We start from the raw sequence: 19,260 nt of genomic DNA on the forward strand, positions 1-19,260 counted from the left end.
TATAAATGAAGAATATTTGTACTATTTTGTTAATTTCTATATTTTGTCTTTCAGGGTGTACTGGGGATAGGTGCATTGATGCAGATGATTTTGGCTTTATAAAATTTGTAATTTCTTCAAGATATAAAAAAGAAGAGTTAAGTGGGCAACAACAAGATAATCAATCTGCTCCTTGGGTTGATACTGGATATAATGTAAATGGTCAACCACTGACTATCTTGGTAAAAACTTGGGATTTTGCTAAAGGAGATAAAAATAGCCCTTCAGAGTTATCAGCTTGGTGTGCATGGTATGGTCAAGAAAATAATACCAATACTTTATCTGAATTTTGTAAAAGATTACAAGAATGCCAATTTAGAGATGGTAAGATGTGTACTAATAGTAAAGATGCTAAAGTTAGTAATGCACCATGCTTATTTAAAAATGGAGTGGGGCTATATTTATTGATTGCTGAAAGTAATACAAATCCTAATCTTTCATTGGATACCCAACGTACACCAAAAGGAATTACCGCCCATCTTGGTGAGCCTATGGTTGGTCATACATTTTATGATCTTAATAAAAGAGGTGAATTAGTAAAAGCTGGAGGGATAAGTTATAAATATGATGAAGATCAAGGTAAAAAAAAGCAATACGATAAATCTCCATTATATTTCAAGATTTTAGATAAGTTTTACGATGATAATAATGGTCAGTATCGTGTAGTTATTAAATCTGGGGTTAATGATACTAGACCAGATCCTATTGACTTTTTAGTAAATTTAATAAAAGTTGAGTTATTTGGTAAAGGAGAGGAACATGGGTTAGTTAGGAAAATTTACGAGAATATTATTAAAAAACCAGGATATCGTTTATCTGTTTCGGCTTTGTTAACTTTGTATGTTATATTTACAGGCTTTTCTTTTCTGATTGGCAATGTTAATCTCACCCATACTGAGCTAATAATTAGAATAGTAAAAATTAGTATAGTATCTACTTTACTTAGTTCTACTATTAGTTGGCAATTTTTCCATGATTATTTGTTTGTGTTTTTTGTAGAAGGGGTAGAGCAAATATTACAAATAATTAAACAAACTGCTGCGACCGGACCAGGTTCTTGGAGTATAATAGGCTTGATGATTGCTCCACAAACTATGGCAAAATTATTTTCATTACTGTTCGTTGATCCATTAGGGTTTATATATATAATTCTATTCCTGATAGCTCTTTATTATATCTTCATGATGGTATTTAAGGCTACTGTTATATATCTTACGGCATTGATAATTATTGGGATGATTATCATAATGGCACCAATATTCATCTGCTTTATGTTATTTGGTATTACCCGTTCATTGTTTGAGAACTGGTTAAGGCAGCTAATATCATATGCTATACAACCGATTATATTATTTACTGGTTTAGCATTTATTTCAATGATTATCAGAACAGAAATATATTCTTCACTTGGTTTTGGTGTATGTAAGTATGACTTCCCAAATTTAGGTCCGATAAATGAACTATTTGGTAGTATTAATGAAGACCTAGATACTAGTCTTGGAGACTCGATATTTTATTGGTGGTTTCCATCTCCAATGAAAGGTAACCAATTTAGTAAAGCAAGAGCTGATATATTAGTACCTGTTGATCATCGTGTAAGGGATAATTCACCAGAAGGTCGTTCGCCGGAGGGTAGACTATGTTCAGCTTATGAATGTCAGGAGAATAGATATATTGAGTTACCATTTTTAGATCCAGTCAAAGATTTAGCAAGAATTAACAACTTTTTTAATGGTAAATTTGTTCAGCTGGATGGATTATTGTTAATTTTTGTATGTGTTTATTTACTAAGTAAATTTAATGATATAGCTGTTTCAAGTGCTAAATTCTTATCTAGCACATCGGGTAATCTAACAAATTTACAAGCGGTTGGACAAGCTGCTTTTGCCCCTATTCAGCAACAAATAGAGAGACCTGCAAATTATGCTTTTGGGGCTGTCAAGAAAAGGGCGGATCAAGGAGTGGAAATGATAACAATGCCTGTTGCTATATGGTATGAGAAAAAAATGATGAAGGGTGTAGCACGAGAGGCACTTGACCCCAAATCAGTAAATTCGAGTGTTTTAAGTGAAGTAAAAAGAAATTACGGTATAGATTATAAAGACGTTAATGTTAAAGCTGAAAGTGATTATCACAGAGCTATTAACGAGGTTATGAAAACCATTAAACCTGATGAACCAGTTAAAGAATTTACTGGCAATAGTTATTCAGCACTTCGAGATCATTTAGCAGCTCTTAAATTTGGTGAAGGTAAAAAATATGATTCTCTTAATGAAGATCAAAAGAAACAACTTAATGAGTCAATGAAAACTAAAGATGGTAAGAGTTTACGAGAATTAGCCAGTGATGCAAAGTTTACCAAAGATTTCCAGCAAGCTTATATGAATTCGCATCAAGAAATGTCAAAAAGAGGAGTAGGATTATTTGGTAAAAATATAGCTCCTCTCAGAAGTTGGCAAGATATGAACAAGCGTGTTGAGGAAAAGAGAGCGTTACGGGATAGAAAACGTAGGAATATAGGGGAGAAAATATATGCTGGTTATGAAGGGTTAAAGCGGGAAGCTCTGACGGCTGTTGTTGGTAAGGATTTACGTGATGCTTTTGAGGGTAACTTGACTGGGGCTGAGTGGGAAGATTTTAACTATAATGATCCAAGACTTAGAACCCATAATGAATCACTTAAGGATGATCAACGAGCTTTGGAACATCAAAAACTTAAGACAAAAATCAATAAAGAAACTATAGCTGTTCAGGAAGATATCGCATCTCCTGAATATCTAGCTAAACTTGAATTACAGGGTAGAACAACAGATATTGATTATTATGAACAATTAACCAACAAAGATCTTTCCTTTCAGGTATATAATGCTCTTGCTCAAGGTGAAAATGATGGAGAAAGTCCAGTATTAATGGGAGAAAGATTTATGCGAGAAAAAGCAACAGATACTCAAACTCGTGAAATGATTGACAATGCCCATAAGATTGAGCAAAGAATGATTGATGAGGATAGATATATACGTAGACAAGAACATTATGATATTATGCGTGAGAAAGCCGAAAGTAATGGTGATAGTCAATCTTTAGAATATAGTAAAGCAGTACTGAAGAAAATAGAAGAAAGAAAAGAGCTTATTAAAAGTGAAGTGAAATCGCATGTTGATGGGATCAATCAATATCGTTTAGCTGCTAAAATGTCTAAATATGAAAATGATTATAGCTAATCCAGCTGTTCATCCTTTATGACATCTAACTTTTTTGTCATTTCTGTGAAAGTCTTGTGTCATTCTTAGCAACGGTGGGAATCTGAGCATAGCACCCTACAATTTTTTATTTATTTCCTTATGATGAGTAAGAAAGCTGACTGCTAAGCGTCATTGCGAGGAGCCGCTAAAAGCGGTGACGCAGCAATCCATTGTTGTGTCACCCCTGCGTAAGCAGGGGTCTAGATTCCCGCCTACGCGGGAATGACAGGGTAAAAACGTCATTGCGAGGAGCTACTTTAGTAGCGACGAAGCAATCCATGAGAATTAGTATAGATACATCAAGACTATATGGATTGCTTCGTAGGCTCACGCCTTCTCGCAATGACGTTTTTATGCTGTTTAATACTTATAGAATAAAAATTGTAGGGTGCTATGATCTGAGACCCCTGCGTAAGCAGGGGTGACAAGAGAGAGGGGGGTTATTTAATAGCATTGCATTATTAATTCAAACTGATTATCATCAGTAACAATAATTTTTGTATCAGTGTTGTAGATAATTGGATTATTAACTCGTTCATGACCGAATCTATTGGTCTTAAATATTGGGATTTTTAAGGTAGCCGCAAAATCAGTAAGAGTCCTAATCATGGTCTCGTTATCATTTCCACAAGTTCCAAATATTATAGCGTTTACTCGTTCTAACAGCCCTGCTTGTTTTAAATGATATAAGATACGATCTAGTTGGTATGGCTTTGTATCAACATCTTCCAAGAAAAGTATCTTATTTGCCGTTTTTATTTGCCATGATGTACCTATAGATGTTTGTACAATGCTTAGATTACCGCCCGTAAGATTACCTGTAACGATTTTACTGGATTTTGCCGCAAGGTTAAGTGCTGATAATCCTTTAATTTTAGCTTGAGTTTCTTTACCAGAAATTATTTTTGCTATTTTTATAAAATTTTGACGATCTTTAGTTGGCTTAAGTATTTCAGCGATACCATTACCATGAATTGTTTTCCACCCCCATTCTTGCGAAAAGAAAATATGTAAAGCTGTCATATCACTAAATCCTATAAAAAACTTTTCCTTTATCGGTTTCTTTAAGCGTTGTAAGTCAGGAATTAATTTAGCTGAACCATATCCCCCACGAAGAGCCCATATTACGTTATTTGATTGATCAGTTAAGGCCTTTTCCAAACATAATAATCTTGTTTGATCATCGGAAGAATGGAATAGGCTTTTTCCTTTAAAGCAATCATTTAGAATATTTAGTTTTAACGAAGTAATATTTCTCAAATTAGATAATATTTCATTGCTGACTCCTGAAGCAGGAGCAACAACAGTAATTTTTGTATCTTTCAATAAATTAATAAATTCTGCATTATTCTTGTTGAACTCTGAATTAGCAAATGCTGATAAGGACATAAAAATAACTGGTAGGAAGATTGTATGAATTGTTAGGAGCCTAATATGTAAAAGATAATTGTTAAATTTCATAGAGTAATATACCTATTTATGATATGGATGGTTTTCTATTATGGTCTGAGTCCGATATATTTGTTCTAATAATATTATTTTTGCCATTTGATGGGGCATAGTCATTTTTGAAAGGCTAAGATGGATATTTGCTTGTTCAAGAATCGATTTATCTAAACCGAATGCACCACCAATAATAAATTGTATATTTTTACCTGATTGCAAATTATTTGTTATTAATTTTGTAAATTCATGACTATTATAATCATTACCAATAATGTTTAGTACTATTTTACAGGATTTTTCTTCTAAAAATTCATTAATTAATTTACCTTCAAATTGTTTGATTTGTTCAGCTGGTAATTTTTTTGAATAACAAATTTCTGTGGATTTTATATTATATTTTATCAATTTTTGATAATCTCTGGCAATTGGCTGATAATAATTATTAAGTTTACCAACGGAAATTATTTGTATTTGTCTCATTATTTTATTATTGATTAATTAATTTAATTATACACCAAAAAAGTTATGCACTAAGTAAAAGTTAGAAATTTATATTGACTTTTTATATATTTTTAATTAAAATGTTAACGAGCTTTAATCTATACTTTAAGCAATTATGGCAACATATCTTGGCTATCAATAACATATAAAACTGACCTTAGCATAGTTACCCAAAATAAGTATTTTTTATTTACCCACAAAGTTATCCACAATTTATTCTGATTATTTGTCAAATATACTTGATTAGCTCTTCAGCAATATGCACAGCATTTAAAGCTGCTCCTTTACGTAAATTATCAGCTGTAATCCATAAATTAATGGTGTTTTTTTGACTATGATCTTGTCTAATTCGTGAGACATAGACCATATCCGTACCTACTACATCTTTGGGAGTGACATATTGTATTGGCTCTAAATGACAATTAACCTCAATAGAGTCTGATTCTTTAAGAATCTCTTTTACTTCTTCCGCATTTATTGCCCCACTAAATTCAACATTAACTGAAATAGCATGACCAACAAACACCGGTACTCTAACACAAGTTACACTAGCTTTAGCATGTGTTCCTATAATTTTTTCTAATTCCAGGGCGATCTTAGATTCTTCACTAGTAGAACCATCTTTATTAAAGCTACCTATATGCGGGAATAAATTAAAAGCTATTTGATGTGGAAAAACTTTAGGTTCAATGTCCTTAAAAACATATTTTGCCTTGGTTTGTTCATACAGTTCTTCCATTCCTTTTTTGCCTGCTCCGGAAGCTGACTGATAGGTTGATATAACCAGTCTCTTAATCTTTACGGCATTATCCAAAGGCTTTAACGCGGTAGCTATGGGAACAGTACAGCAATTAGGATTAGCTATAATATTTTTAATAGTATAATCTTTTAGGCTAGCCAGATTAGCTTCTGGAACTATCAAAGGAACATCAGGATCAAGTCTGAAAAATGATGATTTATCGATAACTACGCAGCCTTGCTTGGTAACCATGGGTATATATTTCTTTGATATTTCTGATCCGGCTGAAAAAAAAGCAATATCAATTTTACTAAAATCTACACTATCTATATCAGCTATTTTTATAGTACCATCTCCAAAACTAACTTCTTTACCATTAGATTCACTCGATGCTATAGCATAGATATTATTAATTGGCAAACTTCTCTCAAATAAAATTTCTAGAGTTTCTCGCCCAACATTACCTGTTGCCCCAACCACTGCGATATTATATTTTTTTGTCATATTTACTTAATTTAATTGTTTTATCCATTAGTCAATTGATGGTGACGTCGTCGCTCCACCGCTCCTAGCACCAAATTCTCATCAATTGACTATAGTATATACTAATTATGATATGCACTAAGTATTTTATGAAAAATATTTTTATTATTTTTTATTCAGGTATTTTCTATATAGTTAGTTAGAAGAGGAAGCGGTTTTAGACTGGGGAGTTTAAAAGTCGTATGTGGTCAACGTCATTGTGCATAGGCGTTAGTTTAGAAAATAAAGTAGAAAAGTCGTCATTGCGAGGAGACCTTGGTCGACGAAGCAATCCAAAAAACGATTAAAATGGATTGCTTCGTCGGTCTGGCGACCTCCTCGCAATGACGGGGTTGTATAGTATAGTCAATTGATGAGAAGTTGGTGACGTTGTCGCTCCATCGCTCCTGCTACCCAATCCTCCTGAATTGACTATAGGAGGTTGTTGGAGAATAAAAATTGACCGTATTTATGGTAAATTCTCTATTCTCCAACAGGCTCCTAGTGTGTATCTAAATCATTAAGTATATGAAAGTGCTTATCTAGCATTTTCTTATCTAAGTTATCAGGCAACACTAACGGCAGTGTAGCAAATACTTCATCTAATGCCTTAATAATAGGCTGAGCTATAAGAAGAGATAATGCTTTTGATATACTGTGTACATCACCTGAATGCTCCTTATGGAAGTCTTGATATTTTATCACTATATCTTCAATTATAACAACTTTAGCACGCGGATAATTTGACATCATCAGATTCCAAGGATTACCCTGAGTTCTTTTCTGATCTCCCCCCAATCTAATATCACTTCTATATAATACTGCAGGTTTATCTAAAAATTTACTTTGAATAAATTCTACTATTGTACCAGAATCTGGGTCTGTACCGTCAAAACTAAATATGCCTCCATCAGCTTCTTTTATAGCTTTTAAATCATTATTTTTTATGTGTTTAGCATGGGTATCCCTTTGCTCTAAATTTTGAGGTAGTATAAATTTATACTTACCACTAGATGCCTCCTCTATGGCAGAAGCTAAATATAAATTACCTATAAGATCCTTATTAGTAAATAATGGACCTGCAAAATACAGATTATAAGATTTCTTAGTTACACTATTATTAGAAGATTCTACAGAATGATGATTGATCATATATTAAAAACCCATTTAGTTAGAGATAATTTAAAGTATAGTGGGCAAGAAATCAAGACAAAAGAAAATAATTTTTTCTAAAATTTCTTTAGTATAAGTTCAATGAATTAGTTGCTATAGATATAGTCAATTGATGAGAAGTTGGTGATGTCGTTACTCGCCTATTACTTATAGGCGTCGCTCCATCGTTCCTGCTACCCAATTCCCCTGAATTGACTTAGTTTAAGAAAATAAAGTAGAAAAGTCGTCATTGCGAGGAGACCTTAGGTCGACGAAGCAATCCAAAAAACGATTAAAATGGATTGCTTCGTCGGTCTGGCGACCTCCTCGCAATGACAGAAGGGTAGTTGTCACCCCTGCGTAGGCAGGGGGCTTAGATTATCGCCATACCGTCATTGCGAGAAGCCACTTTAGTGCCATTGAAGGCAATCCAATCCTAGACTGTCTTAATGGTTGTCAGCCTATTTACCCTGTCCTACAGGTCGTTTAGGGGGAGGAGGCGGTGTAGGAGGGAGCTTATTGGCTCCTGTAACATTCTCGGGTTTAGGGATAGTGGCTGCAATAGCTTTTACTTCTGCCTGAAGCTCTTTAGGGAGATTTTCCTTTGTTGCTACCGCTTCAACAACAGGCTTAGCTGATAAGTCAAGAGTCTTATTATTATAGTTCTCTTTAAGTTCCTTTAGTTTTTTAACGAGTTTTGTTTGTTTCTTTTCCTGATCAACTTCTTCCCATCCCTCAAAATCTTGCTCCCTGAAATCTTTCCCAATAAATTCAATTAGCTTTTCTTTGCTATTAATATCTTTGTCACCCTTAGCACCAAGTTTATTAATAAGAGCAGATTGATCGATATCTTTATTATTAATAAACTCCACAAGGTCAGCATGTGGTTGTTCATCATCGTCATCATCGTGTATTGCCTTTCCTCTAGTAAGTATTGCGTCTCTCAGAGCTGTAACAATAGAAGGTTCCTCTCCTGCTTTAGTTCCACCCTTATCACCTTCTACTCCTTCTCTTTCTATTCTTTCTTTTTCTATTGCATCTCTTTCTTCTTTTGTCTTTAGTTTGAAGCCACCATCCTTGCCAGCTTTAATTGCAGCGAACATATCATCTTGAGAGGGTTTTTTATCCACGATTTCTACTTTTTTTAGAGTAATCCCTGTTGCAATTTCATCTAATAGCTGTCCATGAGCATTCTCCTGCCTTTCTATTGGGTTTGCTGCTGCCGGGTTGTTAGTTTGACCAGGTGGTGGCGGTGGTGGAGGAGGTGGTGGTATCGGTTGATCAAACCCTCCTGGTAGAGGCGGCGGAGCTGGTTGGGCTGCTGTCGGTGGCAATGGTGGTGGCGGTGGTATTATTTGGGGTTCTTGATGGGCACCTTGTTGTAAGCCTGGTACATGTAGTGGTGGCGGCGGTGGTGCTGGAGGTGTTTCCGCTGCAATATTTGGTTGTGGGTCAGCTAGATTCTGCAACGACGTAGTACGTACAGGTGGAGGTGGAGCATGCCGTTTTGTTGACGATGGCATAGATGCTCGTCTAGCATGTTCTTCTGGTTGTGGAGCATTTATATCCGGCAACGAAGTAGTATGTGTAGAAGGTGGCGGTGGAGCTGGACGTGTTGGTCGTGGTATAGAGCCGGCTGCTTGCTGAGAACCTATACCCTGAGGTAGAGGTGGTGCTGGTGGTATTGTGTTTTGTTGCTGAACAGCTTGGTTTGGTAATGAAGCGTTAGCTAAAGGAGGTGGTGGCGGGGCTTGACGTAGTGGCACCGTCTGTAGATTAGGCATTGATGAGTGCAAGGTTTGCGACTGAGTCTGCTCTTGACCAATCGTAGTTAGTAATGGTTCTGAAATAGAAACTGTTCTGGAAAAAGCTAAATCAATTTTACTACTTAAAACTTTCACTGCATCGGACTGCTCGTTTGATAACTTTCTTTCTGTCAACTTCTCTAATTCTTTATGCAACTTATCTTTTCTAGCTAGTTTTGAACTCTCTATGTTCTTACCAGTGAATTTTAAAGCATTATCAATATGACGTAACGTTTCATTGTTTTTGGTTACGGTTTTTTCTAGAATTTTTTCCGGAGTACTTACAAAAATATGCTTGATTTTTGTTACAATTTGTTTAAGACCATCTAACCAAGTTGATGGTAATTCTTGTTGCAATTTTGCTAATTGTTGTTTTATAGCAATCAGCTCTTGCACTTTATCATTAGCATTTACCAGTTTGGTGATGTCTTTTTGTATTTGGGTTAGTTGTGTTCTTTCGTGCATTAATGCTACAGCTTCATTAGCATTATAAATTTTTGGTACAATTTCCCTAAAATTTTCTTGGGATACAGCTAAGTTGTTCAACTGTTCTTGTAATTCTGCTGCTGTTTCTTTTTGTTTATCCGATAACTCTTTTTGCAAAATCTTATCCAACCCTTTCTGTAATTCTTTATCGATGATTACTTGTAACGATGAAGATTTTTTTCCTATTTTTTTTAATGTATCGTCAACATCTGTAAGTATCTCTCTGTTAATTTCTCTTTTCTCTGCAGAGATCTGCTCATCATTTTTTATAAAAAGATATTTTATCTGTGGAATAATTTGCACAAGTCTTTTAAACCAAGGTAAAGATGGTGCTTCTTTTTTTAGCTTTTCCACTTCTTGTTTTAACTGTATACTGTCCTCCAGTTGTTTATTAGCCTCTAGGAGTCCACCTATAACATTCTGCATCTTTGTTAATGCATCGGTTTCTTTTAATAATACAGCTTCTATTTCTTGTTGACCTTGATCTTGATTTTGATCTTTTGACATGCAAATACTCCCTATATAACTTTACTATGAACGTCTATAGTAACCAATTGACAAACAACTTGTCAAATTAATACTTGAATTTTTTAGCATTTAGTACTATCATTACCTAATATTATTAAAATCTCTTGGGAGAAAAAGATGAGTGAACTATTAGAACTTGCAGCGGAAATGCGGGAGAAATTTGGGACAGGAGCTGCAAGAGACCTACGCAGAAGAGGTATGGTTCCTGCTGTGGTTTATGGAGCAAATAAACAGCCACTTGCTGTTTCTATTGAAGAAAAAGAAATAACTAAGCACTATAGAAAGCCTGGTTTTATATCATCCATTGTTCAAATTAAAGTGGGGAACAAAACCCATAAAGTATTACCAAAAGCTGTAGAATTGCATCCGATTACTGACATAGTTAGGCATGTTGATTTTGTCCATTTAGAAGAAAAAACCCAAACAATGGAAGTTCCAGTAGTTTACGAAGGTAAAGAAAGAGCTTTAGGAGTTAAAAGGGGAGGGTTCTTTAATATCATCAAAAGAACTATGAATCTTTTATGTGATGTCAATAATATACCTAAAAATATTAATATTGATGTTAGCAATATGCTAATAGGTCAGTCTTTAAAAGCTAAAGGCATTAAATTACCTGAAGGAACTCAGCTAGCTAGTAAAAGTGATTTTATTATTGCTACTATCATTGGGCGTAAGGGTAGTAAGGCAGAAACTGAAGAAACTGCAACTGAAGAAGTAAAAGCAAAATAATTATATAACCGTCATTGCGAGAAGTGTGTAAGCTTTAGCCGTCATTGCGAGGAAGATCGTAGGTCGACGAAGCAATCCATATGACAATTTATGGATTGCCACGCTCACATATGTTCGCTCGCAATGACGTGTATGCATCTCAAACGTCATTGCGAGGAGTCGTTTTATGACGACGAAGCAATCCGTTTTTGTGTTATATCTGCCCTTAGTGTCACCCCTGCTTCAGTGCGGGGTCTAGATTCCCGCCTACGCGGGAATGACAATAGTGGGTGGAAATGACAAAAGGTCGTAATAATGACATTATCAAAAACGCATGAATATCCCTCAATTATTGGCGAAGCCAATTCTTCAAAGCCTTCAAATATATATTCAAATCAGAAGAGTGTACTTGTTGTAGGTTTGGGAAATATAGGCAAGGAGTATCAAAATACTCGTCATAACGTTGGCTTCATAGCTGTCGATTATTTATCAGAATACTATAAAATTTCTTGGAATACAAAATCCAAACTTCATGCAGAACTGGCACAAGGGATAGTGGACGGACAGAAATTACTATTGGCAAAACCTGTAACTTATATGAATCTGTCCGGTAAAGCAGTACAAGCCATATGTTCTTACTATAATATCAACCCACCAAATATTTTCGTTTTACATGATGATATAGATTTAGAAATTGGTCGAATAAAATATAAATTAGCTGGTGGTAGTGGTGGGCATAATGGTTTAAAATCATTGGATCAGTGTATAGGGAATTATTATCACCGTATCAGAATTGGGGTAGGAAGACCATCGGCGTATGATGATGTATCGGATTACGTCTTAGCTCCTTTCTCTAAAGAAGAATATAAAATTATTATCAGTTCCATTGATATAATAACCAATAATTTCCATTTATTGCTTTCAGGCAAAGTAGAAGAATTTAACAGGAGTGTAGTTTAAATTATGGAGAGACAATCACATTTAGAGATAGTCTATGCAGATAATAGCATAGATGCACAATATATGAAGGTAATGGAGAATGGTTTAAATGAGCTGGCTAAAGTCAAGAAGGGGCTTGATGCTACAAAATCATTTTCCTTCGCCTGTTTTGATAATGATAAAAATTTTGTTGCTGGTGTAGATGGCAAGAGTTTCTATGGTTGTTTATATGTTGACACGTTATGGGTTTCAGAAAATTTTCGTGGTCAAAATTATGGTACTTTACTAATGGCAAAGGTGGAAGAGGTAGCACGAGAGCGTAATTGTAAATTTATGACTTTATTCACTACCGATTGGCAAGCCAGACCATTTTATGAAAAATTAGGCTTTAAATTAGAGTTTATAAGAAGTGGCTATGCTAAAGATTCGGAAGTATATTATTTAAGGAAAGATTTATAGCTTCCTAGCATTACTTCGTCATTGCGAGAAGCCGCTTTGGTAGCGACGAAGCAATCCAAGAAAATGGTTAGAAATGGATTGCTTCGTCGGCTTACGCCTTCTCGCAATGACGTTTAAATATAGGAGCATATATATCGCTAATAGACGTATATATACCCCCAGCGTCATTATGAGAAGCCACTTTGGTGGCAACGAAGCAATCCATGGTAAATACCAATTGGGTTAACTATATGAATAGAAATTTATGATATTAGATTTATGACATTAAGATGTGGTATTGTTGGTTTGCCAAATGTAGGAAAATCAACTTTGTTTAATGCTTTAACTTCCAGTGTTGCAGCAGAAGCGGCTAATTATCCTTTCTGCACTATAGAGCCAAATTCGGCTATAGTATCAGTACCGGATATTAGGCTAAATGAGTTGGCAGTTGTTGCTAATTCTACTAAAATTATTCCTACTTATATAGAAGTCGTCGATATTGCTGGCTTGGTACAAGGGGCTAGTAAAGGTGAGGGGCTTGGTAATAAGTTTTTATCTCATATACGAGAGGTCGATGCTATTTTGCACGTATTACGTTGTTTTGAGGATATAGATATTACTCATGTGCATAATAAGATTGATCCAATATATGATGCTGAAATAATAGAAACAGAATTAATTTTAGCCGATCTTGAATCGGTAGAAAAACGTTTAACGAATGCTGAGAAACGTTTAAAAACAGGCGATAAAGCTTTAAAAGATCAAGTAGAGTTATTAAAAGAAATTCAAGCAACTCTAGCGATAGGTAAGCCAGTACGCAGCATCAGCAAGGCTTATAGCAAAGAAATGTTAGATCAATTGCAATTATTGACTTCTAAGCCAGTTTTATATGCTTGTAATGTCTTGGAAAATGAGGCGATTACTGGTAATAAATTTACCGAGCTTGTAGCAAAAAAAGCTGAAGAAGAAGGGGCAAAACATGTCCTCATTTCATCGAAAATTGAAGCGGATATTGCAGTTTTGGAAAGTAAAGAGGAAAAAATTGAGTTCTTAAATAGTATAGGGCTTGCGGAAACAGGTCTGAGTAAAATTATAAGAGAAATGTATAATTTATTAGATCTAAAAAGCTTTTTTACTGTTGGACCGAAAGAAACACATGCCTGGACTTTTAGTAATGGTACACTGGCTCCTAAAGCGGCTGGTATTATTCATACTGATTTCGAGAAAGGTTTTATTCGGGCTGAAGTCATTAGCTATCAGGATTATATAAAGTTTAATGGGGAAGTAAAAGCTAAAGAAATGGGTAAAATGCGTTTAGAAGGTAAAGAGTATAAAATGCAAGATGGAGATGTAGTGCATTTTAGGTTCAATGTTTAAATCAAGGGTAGTTAATTGAGAAAATTATACCATTATCCTATTTGTCCATTATCACGTCAGGTTCGGGTGTTACTAAAAGAACTAGATGCTCAATTTACTATGGTTAAAGAGGATTATTGGCAGAGGAATCAAGAATTTTTGTCTTTAAATCAGGCGGGTACTTTACCGGTCTTACAAGAGGCATCCAATTTAATTATAGCAGGAATTTATCCGATCACTGAGTATTTCCATGAAAAATATCCAAATTTTAATTTTATGGACGAAGATTTTGATATTAGATGCGAAATCCGTCGATTACTCAGTTGGTTTAATGAAAAATTTTACCGCGAAGTAACAAAAATTATTATCGATGAAAAAATAGTAAGACCATCCTGCCAATTAGGGGGACCTAGAACCGATTTTCTTAGAGCAGCAAAGACTAATTTGTCACATCACTTGAACTATATGTCCAATTTATTGGAGTTACGTAGCTTTATTGCATCAAATTCCTTAAGCTGTGCAGATATAGCTGCCGCCTGTCATATCTCCGTTCTAGATTATTTCGGTGAAGTTAACTGGGATAAATGGTCATCTATTCGTCATTGGTATGCAATAGTCAAATCCAGACCTAGCTTTCGCTCTCTACTACAAGACAAAATACCAGGTTTTACTCCACCCACATGCTACGCCGATTTAGATTTTTAATGATTGAGATAAGAGGAATTTTCTGCTACAATTTCTAGTGAAGTTCCATGGATAAAAAATTTAATTAAATAATCAGAGGAAATTATGGGTAAAAAAGTAGATGAAGTTCAAGAGAGTTTGTCTGCAGAAGAGCTAAAGAGTCATGTAGGAGAAATGCCTGGTACTTTTCTAGCCTTGCAACAACTAGAAGAAGTAAAAAAGAATCTGGAGGAAGCACGTAAATGTTTTTCTGGTACTGCTAGTAAGGCTTTTTCTGGGGTAAAGAAATTAGAATTTGAGAAAGCAGGAAAGGTGTTTGAGGAATTTATGAGTTCATTTGAAAAACTCAAGGAATTCGCTGATAGTGTAGATCATAAAAAACCTCTAGATAAATTAAGCTCTTCACTAACTCTTACAGGTCGCTTAAAAGATTTTGCTACAGAACAATTAAAAAAAGTTGAAAAAATATTTGAGGCACCCATTAATGCCATCAAAGATAATAAGATTTTAAATGCGGTGGTGAATGTAATAAAATGTTCATGTAAGGCAGTTAGTACTATGGTTAAAAGTAGTTTAAACAATGCTATAGCCATGGGAGACGTTGCCAAGAGTGTTGTTAATCTAGGTTCGGCAATAAAAGAGGCTGCTATGGGTAAAGGGACTCAACAATCAATGAGTAAGTAACTTACCTTACGCATAAACCCCATGACAATTTAAAAATTTCGGAAAAGTACAAAACGTCATTGCGAGCGAACGTACGTGAGCGTGGCAATCCACATATAGATTGCTTCGTCGCTACTAAAGTAGCTTCTCGCAATGACGCCAAGCTATTTTCTATATGACTTTTAAATGCCATGCGTAAGGTTAGTAAGTAACTGCTATATAGTTTTTTGTTTAATTTTATTATTTTGTAAATCATTATGTTTATTAAAGATTTTGAGAATAAAGGCTTTTTATATCAATGTACTGATTTAGAAAAACTAACGACACTAATGAACAATAGTAAAATATCTGTTTATATTGGCTTTGATTGTACAGCTCAATCTTTACATGTTGGGAGTCTGATGCAAATTATGATTTTGCGTCTATTGCAACAATATGGTCATAAACCAATAGTAATCCTGGGAGGGGCGACTAGTAAAATTGGTGATCCTACTGGTAAAGATGAGGCAAGAAAATCTTTAACAAAAGAAGAAATTGCCAAAAATGCTGAAGGTATAAAAAAATCATTATCAAAATTTATTAAATTCGGTACTGGGACAAATGATGCAATATTAATTGATAATTCAGAGTGGCTCGAATCGTTAAATTACTTAGATTTTCTTGGCAAATTTGGTAGTTTTTTTTCTGTGAATCGTATGTTATCTATGGATTCGGTGAAATTACGTTTGGAAAGAGAACAGCATATGAGTTTTTTAGAATTTAACTATATGTTGCTACAAGCCTACGATTTTTATCATTTAAATAAAGTATATGGCTGTTCTTTGCAAATAGGTGGTAGTGACCAATGGGGTAATATCATAATGGGCGTTGATTTTACCAGGAAACTAACTGGTAATGAAGTTTTTGGTATGACTACGCCATTATTAACAACTGCTTCTGGCAATAAGATGGGTAAGTCTATTGGTGGAGCAGTGTGGCTAAATGAAGATATGTTAACTCCATATGATTATTATCAATATTGGCGGAATTGTGAAGATCAAGATGTAGTCAAATTTGCTAAATTATATAGCGAGTTAGAGGAAGATAAGATGCAAGAGTTTATCGTACTTGCTGAGTCTGATATTAATGGCGCCAAGAAGCAATTAGCATTTAATTTAACAAAACTTTGTCATGGTGAACAAGCGGCTATAGCAGCCTTAGAAACAGCTACAAAGGTTTTTGAACAAGGAGAAATTGACGTAAATTTACCAACTATCTATATTGAACAGAGTCGTTTAACTCTAGGCATTTCAGTATATGAATTGCTTCATGAGTTGGGTCTTGTTGAATCAAAATCTGAGGGACGTAGACTCATTAGAGGGGCTGGGGCTAAAATCAATAATCAACTAATCGAAGATGAAAATATGATGGTTGACTTGACTTTTATGCAGGACAGCCAAGTTATTAAGATATCTGCGGGTAAGAAGAAACATATGTTAATTAAACTTTCTGCATAATCAATCTATCGCAGGCAGCCTCCTAGGTTCTGTTGACAAAATTTTTAACGTAACCATATTAAAGCTCCAACAAAATTTAGAAAGGCTAAAAAGGTGGCTGGGGCTTTATCAAACCTAGAAAATATACGCCTAAAATGTTTGATTTTACCAAAGAAGCATTCAATTAAATGGCGTTCTTTATAAATATGTTTATCATATTCACGTTGTACTTTACGATTAGATTTTGGTGGGATAACAACCTCACACCCCTTATTTTTTAAGCTTTCTACAAACACACTACTATCATATCCTTTATCGCCTATCACCGTCGTATTCTGAACATCTTTAGTAAGATTTTCAGCCTGAGTGATATCATTTCTTTGCCCAGCAGTTAGTATAAACTTCAGTGGGTTACCCAATGCATCAACGAGGGCATGAATTTTAGTACTAAAACCACCTTTGCTTCTACCTAAAGCTGCTTCCTCTTGATTACCTTTAATATATCCAGATGAGCAAGCATGTACTCTTACAATAGTTGCATCAATCATCATTGATTCCATATCTACATCTACTTTAACATGATCCATTAAAGCTTCCCATATACCTTTGTCAACCCATCTCTTAAATCTGCGATAAACACTGTACCAACAACCATAATAATCAGGCAGAAGACGCCATTGACAACCTGTTCTAGCAATAAACCATATTGCTTCAATAAACTGTCTTATTTTTTCCTCATTCTTGTTGTGTATAGCTTTTTTTTTCTTAAAAAATGATAAAATTGCTTCCCATGCTTGGTCTTCTATGTAATACTTCATATCGGTAGTTTCTTGGTTTCGATAACTAGAAACTACCATTTCTTCTTACTATTGCAACTTCTTTATTCTACTCTGATAACTTAACATAAAATTTTGTCAACAGAACCTAAATCATTCTGTTTATCCGATGCTTTAAATGTAATTCAGAGAGGAAGCACTGACCCTATAAATATTGTTAATAGATATGTCTTTACTAGACTTATTAATTTGAATGGTAGGAACTTACTTGTTTGCGTTTATAAAGAGAAAGAATTTTTAAAAATAAAAGTTCTTAATGACAACTCCTATGTAGATCAATTTAAAACATTATCTTTAATGATTACAAAATTGTTTGGATTAGATGATCCTTTATTTTTTAGAAAGATAAATATAGAATCAAAAACGTATCCTGTATTAACTTACTATACTGGTGTACATGGATATTTATCAATATTTGAAGCAACTGTTCAGACAATTATAGGACAACTCATATCAGCAAATGTAGCAAATTCTTTAAGAAGGAATTTTATCTTAAAATTTGGTGAATTCTTTTCTTACAAAGGAAGAAATTATTATTTATTTCCTCTTCCTGAACTTATTAAAAGCTTATCTATAGATAAGATCATGTCAATTGGTATAAGTAAATTAAAAAGCAAGGCAATTATACAAATTTCTAATGAATTTGTACAAAATAACTTAGAGCAGCGGTTAGTTACTATGAATAACACAGAAGAAATAAAAAATACTTTGATGAATTTCTGTGGTATCGGACGTTGGACTAGTGACTGGATTTCCTTAAGAGGGTTAAGAAATTTTGATGTTGTTCCTTCAGGTGACTTAATTATCAGAAAAGCATTCTCTTGGTGGCTTGGACTACCTACGATAATTTCCAGTACACAAATTGATTCGATTTGTCAAAAAAAATGGGGTTCCTATGCTGGATCAGTAGCATATCGTATTATGTATAATTATATTAAAGTGCAGTAGCAGAAATTACTAATTTAATAATGTGCTATTAGTTATATTAAAGAATAGGTAAAAAAATGACTTATTACTCTTTTATTAAAACAGCAGCTGACAATTTGCTATTATTAGCAGATACCCATTTTTTAACAGGTGTATATGTATTAAATCAAAAGTACTTTCCAGAAATCCAAAAGAACTGGTTTTTGAATAATGACTTAGAAATTTTTAAAGAAACTACCAAACAACTCAATGAATATTTTGCAGGCTCAAGATATTCATTCAATATCGAATATAAACTTAATGGGACTAAATTACAAGAACTTGTTTGGAATCGCTTAGTTGAAATAGAATATGGCAAAACTATTAGTTATAAAGAGCTAGCCCAAGAAATATTATATCCTACTGCGGTCAGAGCTGTAGCTACTGCAGTAGGATATAATCCCTTTACATTTATTATTCCTTGCCATAGAGTTATTGGCAAAGATGGAAAACTTAGAGGTTATGCTTCCGGTCTTGATCTTAAACAAAGATTACTTGATTTTGAAATGAGTAAATCAAGTCCTTTCTTATAAGACAGAGAATTCAAAGATCATAATATAAGAAATGATAATATATTTGATGATGAAAATGCCAAACTGATTGGAAGTTCAGATAATAATGTAGAAGGGGAGAGTAGGTTAGTGTGTGGTGACAACTTGTATACCGAAGCTATTTAATCAAAAAACTAGAATTTTGGGTTAAATTACAGAAACGGGGCAAAAGCGAACTAGGAGT

The 19,260-nt window shown here is 34.3% G+C and carries 15 protein-coding genes and 1 pseudogene; 10 read left to right on the forward strand and 6 right to left on the reverse strand.

Going from position 1 to position 19,260, the window contains the following annotated elements:
* Positions 1-5: 5 nt before the first annotated feature.
* Positions 6-3,242, forward strand: a pseudogene (locus AAGD20_RS06415) (type IV secretion system protein); the annotation flags it as partial.
* Between the two features lie 483 nt (positions 3,243-3,725).
* On the opposite strand, the gene AAGD20_RS06420 reads toward AAGD20_RS06415, so the two are convergent.
* The 5 genes from AAGD20_RS06420 to AAGD20_RS06440 all read right to left on the reverse strand — a co-directional run bounded on the left by AAGD20_RS06420 (position 3,726) and on the right by AAGD20_RS06440 (position 10,439).
* Complete coding sequence (locus tag AAGD20_RS06420) at positions 3,726-4,670, reverse strand: LD-carboxypeptidase (RefSeq protein ID WP_341748859.1); 945 nt, start codon at positions 4,668-4,670, stop codon at positions 3,726-3,728.
* A gap of 84 nt (positions 4,671-4,754) precedes the next feature.
* A complete protein-coding gene (locus tag AAGD20_RS06425) occupies positions 4,755-5,207 on the reverse strand; it encodes a 23S rRNA (pseudouridine(1915)-N(3))-methyltransferase RlmH (RefSeq protein ID WP_094649778.1) in 453 nt (150 codons plus the stop codon).
* 250 nt (positions 5,208-5,457) lie between these two features.
* Entirely contained in the window at positions 5,458-6,471 is a 1,014-nt protein-coding gene (asd, locus tag AAGD20_RS06430; protein WP_341748860.1) for an aspartate-semialdehyde dehydrogenase, read from the reverse strand.
* Positions 6,472-6,990: 519 nt separating this feature from the next.
* Complete coding sequence (locus tag AAGD20_RS06435; RefSeq protein ID WP_341748861.1) at positions 6,991-7,641, reverse strand: nucleoside 2-deoxyribosyltransferase; 651 nt, start codon at positions 7,639-7,641, stop codon at positions 6,991-6,993.
* Between the two features lie 461 nt (positions 7,642-8,102).
* The gene (locus tag AAGD20_RS06440) at positions 8,103-10,439 is read right to left on the reverse strand and encodes a hypothetical protein (RefSeq protein ID WP_341748862.1); all 2,337 of its coding nucleotides are present in this window, start codon (positions 10,437-10,439) and stop codon (positions 8,103-8,105) included.
* Between the two features lie 138 nt (positions 10,440-10,577).
* Here AAGD20_RS06440 and AAGD20_RS06445 point away from each other — a divergent pair, with 138 nt between their 5' ends.
* The 7 genes from AAGD20_RS06445 (at position 10,578) to tyrS (ending at position 16,744) form a co-directional block, all read left to right on the forward strand.
* Positions 10,578-11,189, forward strand: a complete 612-nt coding sequence (locus AAGD20_RS06445; RefSeq protein ID WP_341748863.1) for a 50S ribosomal protein L25/general stress protein Ctc — start codon at positions 10,578-10,580, stop codon at positions 11,187-11,189.
* Positions 11,190-11,483: 294 nt separating this feature from the next.
* Positions 11,484-12,128, forward strand: a complete 645-nt coding sequence (pth, locus tag AAGD20_RS06450) for an aminoacyl-tRNA hydrolase (RefSeq protein WP_341748864.1) — start codon at positions 11,484-11,486, stop codon at positions 12,126-12,128.
* 3 nt (positions 12,129-12,131) lie between these two features.
* A complete protein-coding gene (locus tag AAGD20_RS06455) occupies positions 12,132-12,566 on the forward strand; it encodes a GNAT family N-acetyltransferase (RefSeq protein WP_341748865.1) in 435 nt (144 codons plus the stop codon).
* A 258-nt stretch (positions 12,567-12,824) separates the two neighbouring features.
* On the forward strand, positions 12,825-13,922 hold the full coding sequence (gene ychF / locus AAGD20_RS06460) for a redox-regulated ATPase YchF (RefSeq protein ID WP_341748866.1): 1,098 nt from the start codon (positions 12,825-12,827) through the stop codon (positions 13,920-13,922).
* A 15-nt stretch (positions 13,923-13,937) separates the two neighbouring features.
* Complete coding sequence (locus AAGD20_RS06465; RefSeq protein ID WP_341748867.1) at positions 13,938-14,606, forward strand: glutathione S-transferase family protein; 669 nt, start codon at positions 13,938-13,940, stop codon at positions 14,604-14,606.
* Positions 14,607-14,690: 84 nt separating this feature from the next.
* A complete protein-coding gene (locus AAGD20_RS06470; protein ID WP_341748868.1) occupies positions 14,691-15,269 on the forward strand; it encodes a hypothetical protein in 579 nt (192 codons plus the stop codon).
* 233 nt (positions 15,270-15,502) lie between these two features.
* Positions 15,503-16,744 (forward strand): tyrosine--tRNA ligase, encoded by a 1,242-nt coding sequence (tyrS, locus tag AAGD20_RS06475; protein WP_341749481.1) that lies wholly within the window; start codon positions 15,503-15,505, stop codon positions 16,742-16,744.
* Between the two features lie 44 nt (positions 16,745-16,788).
* Here the strand turns inward: tyrS and AAGD20_RS06480 are convergent, their stop codons facing one another.
* A complete protein-coding gene (locus tag AAGD20_RS06480) occupies positions 16,789-17,541 on the reverse strand; it encodes an IS5 family transposase (RefSeq protein WP_341749482.1) in 753 nt (250 codons plus the stop codon).
* Between the two features lie 93 nt (positions 17,542-17,634).
* Between AAGD20_RS06480 and AAGD20_RS06485 the strand changes: the two genes are divergently transcribed.
* A complete protein-coding gene (locus AAGD20_RS06485; RefSeq protein WP_341748869.1) occupies positions 17,635-18,507 on the forward strand; it encodes a hypothetical protein in 873 nt (290 codons plus the stop codon).
* 56 nt (positions 18,508-18,563) lie between these two features.
* Positions 18,564-19,058, forward strand: a complete 495-nt coding sequence (locus AAGD20_RS06490; RefSeq protein WP_341748870.1) for a methylated-DNA--[protein]-cysteine S-methyltransferase — start codon at positions 18,564-18,566, stop codon at positions 19,056-19,058.
* Positions 19,059-19,260: the final 202 nt, after the last annotated feature.

Origin of the sequence: Candidatus Tisiphia endosymbiont of Sialis lutaria (assembly GCF_964026535.1) — a bacterium.
Lineage (GTDB): Bacteria > Pseudomonadota > Alphaproteobacteria > Rickettsiales > Rickettsiaceae > Tisiphia.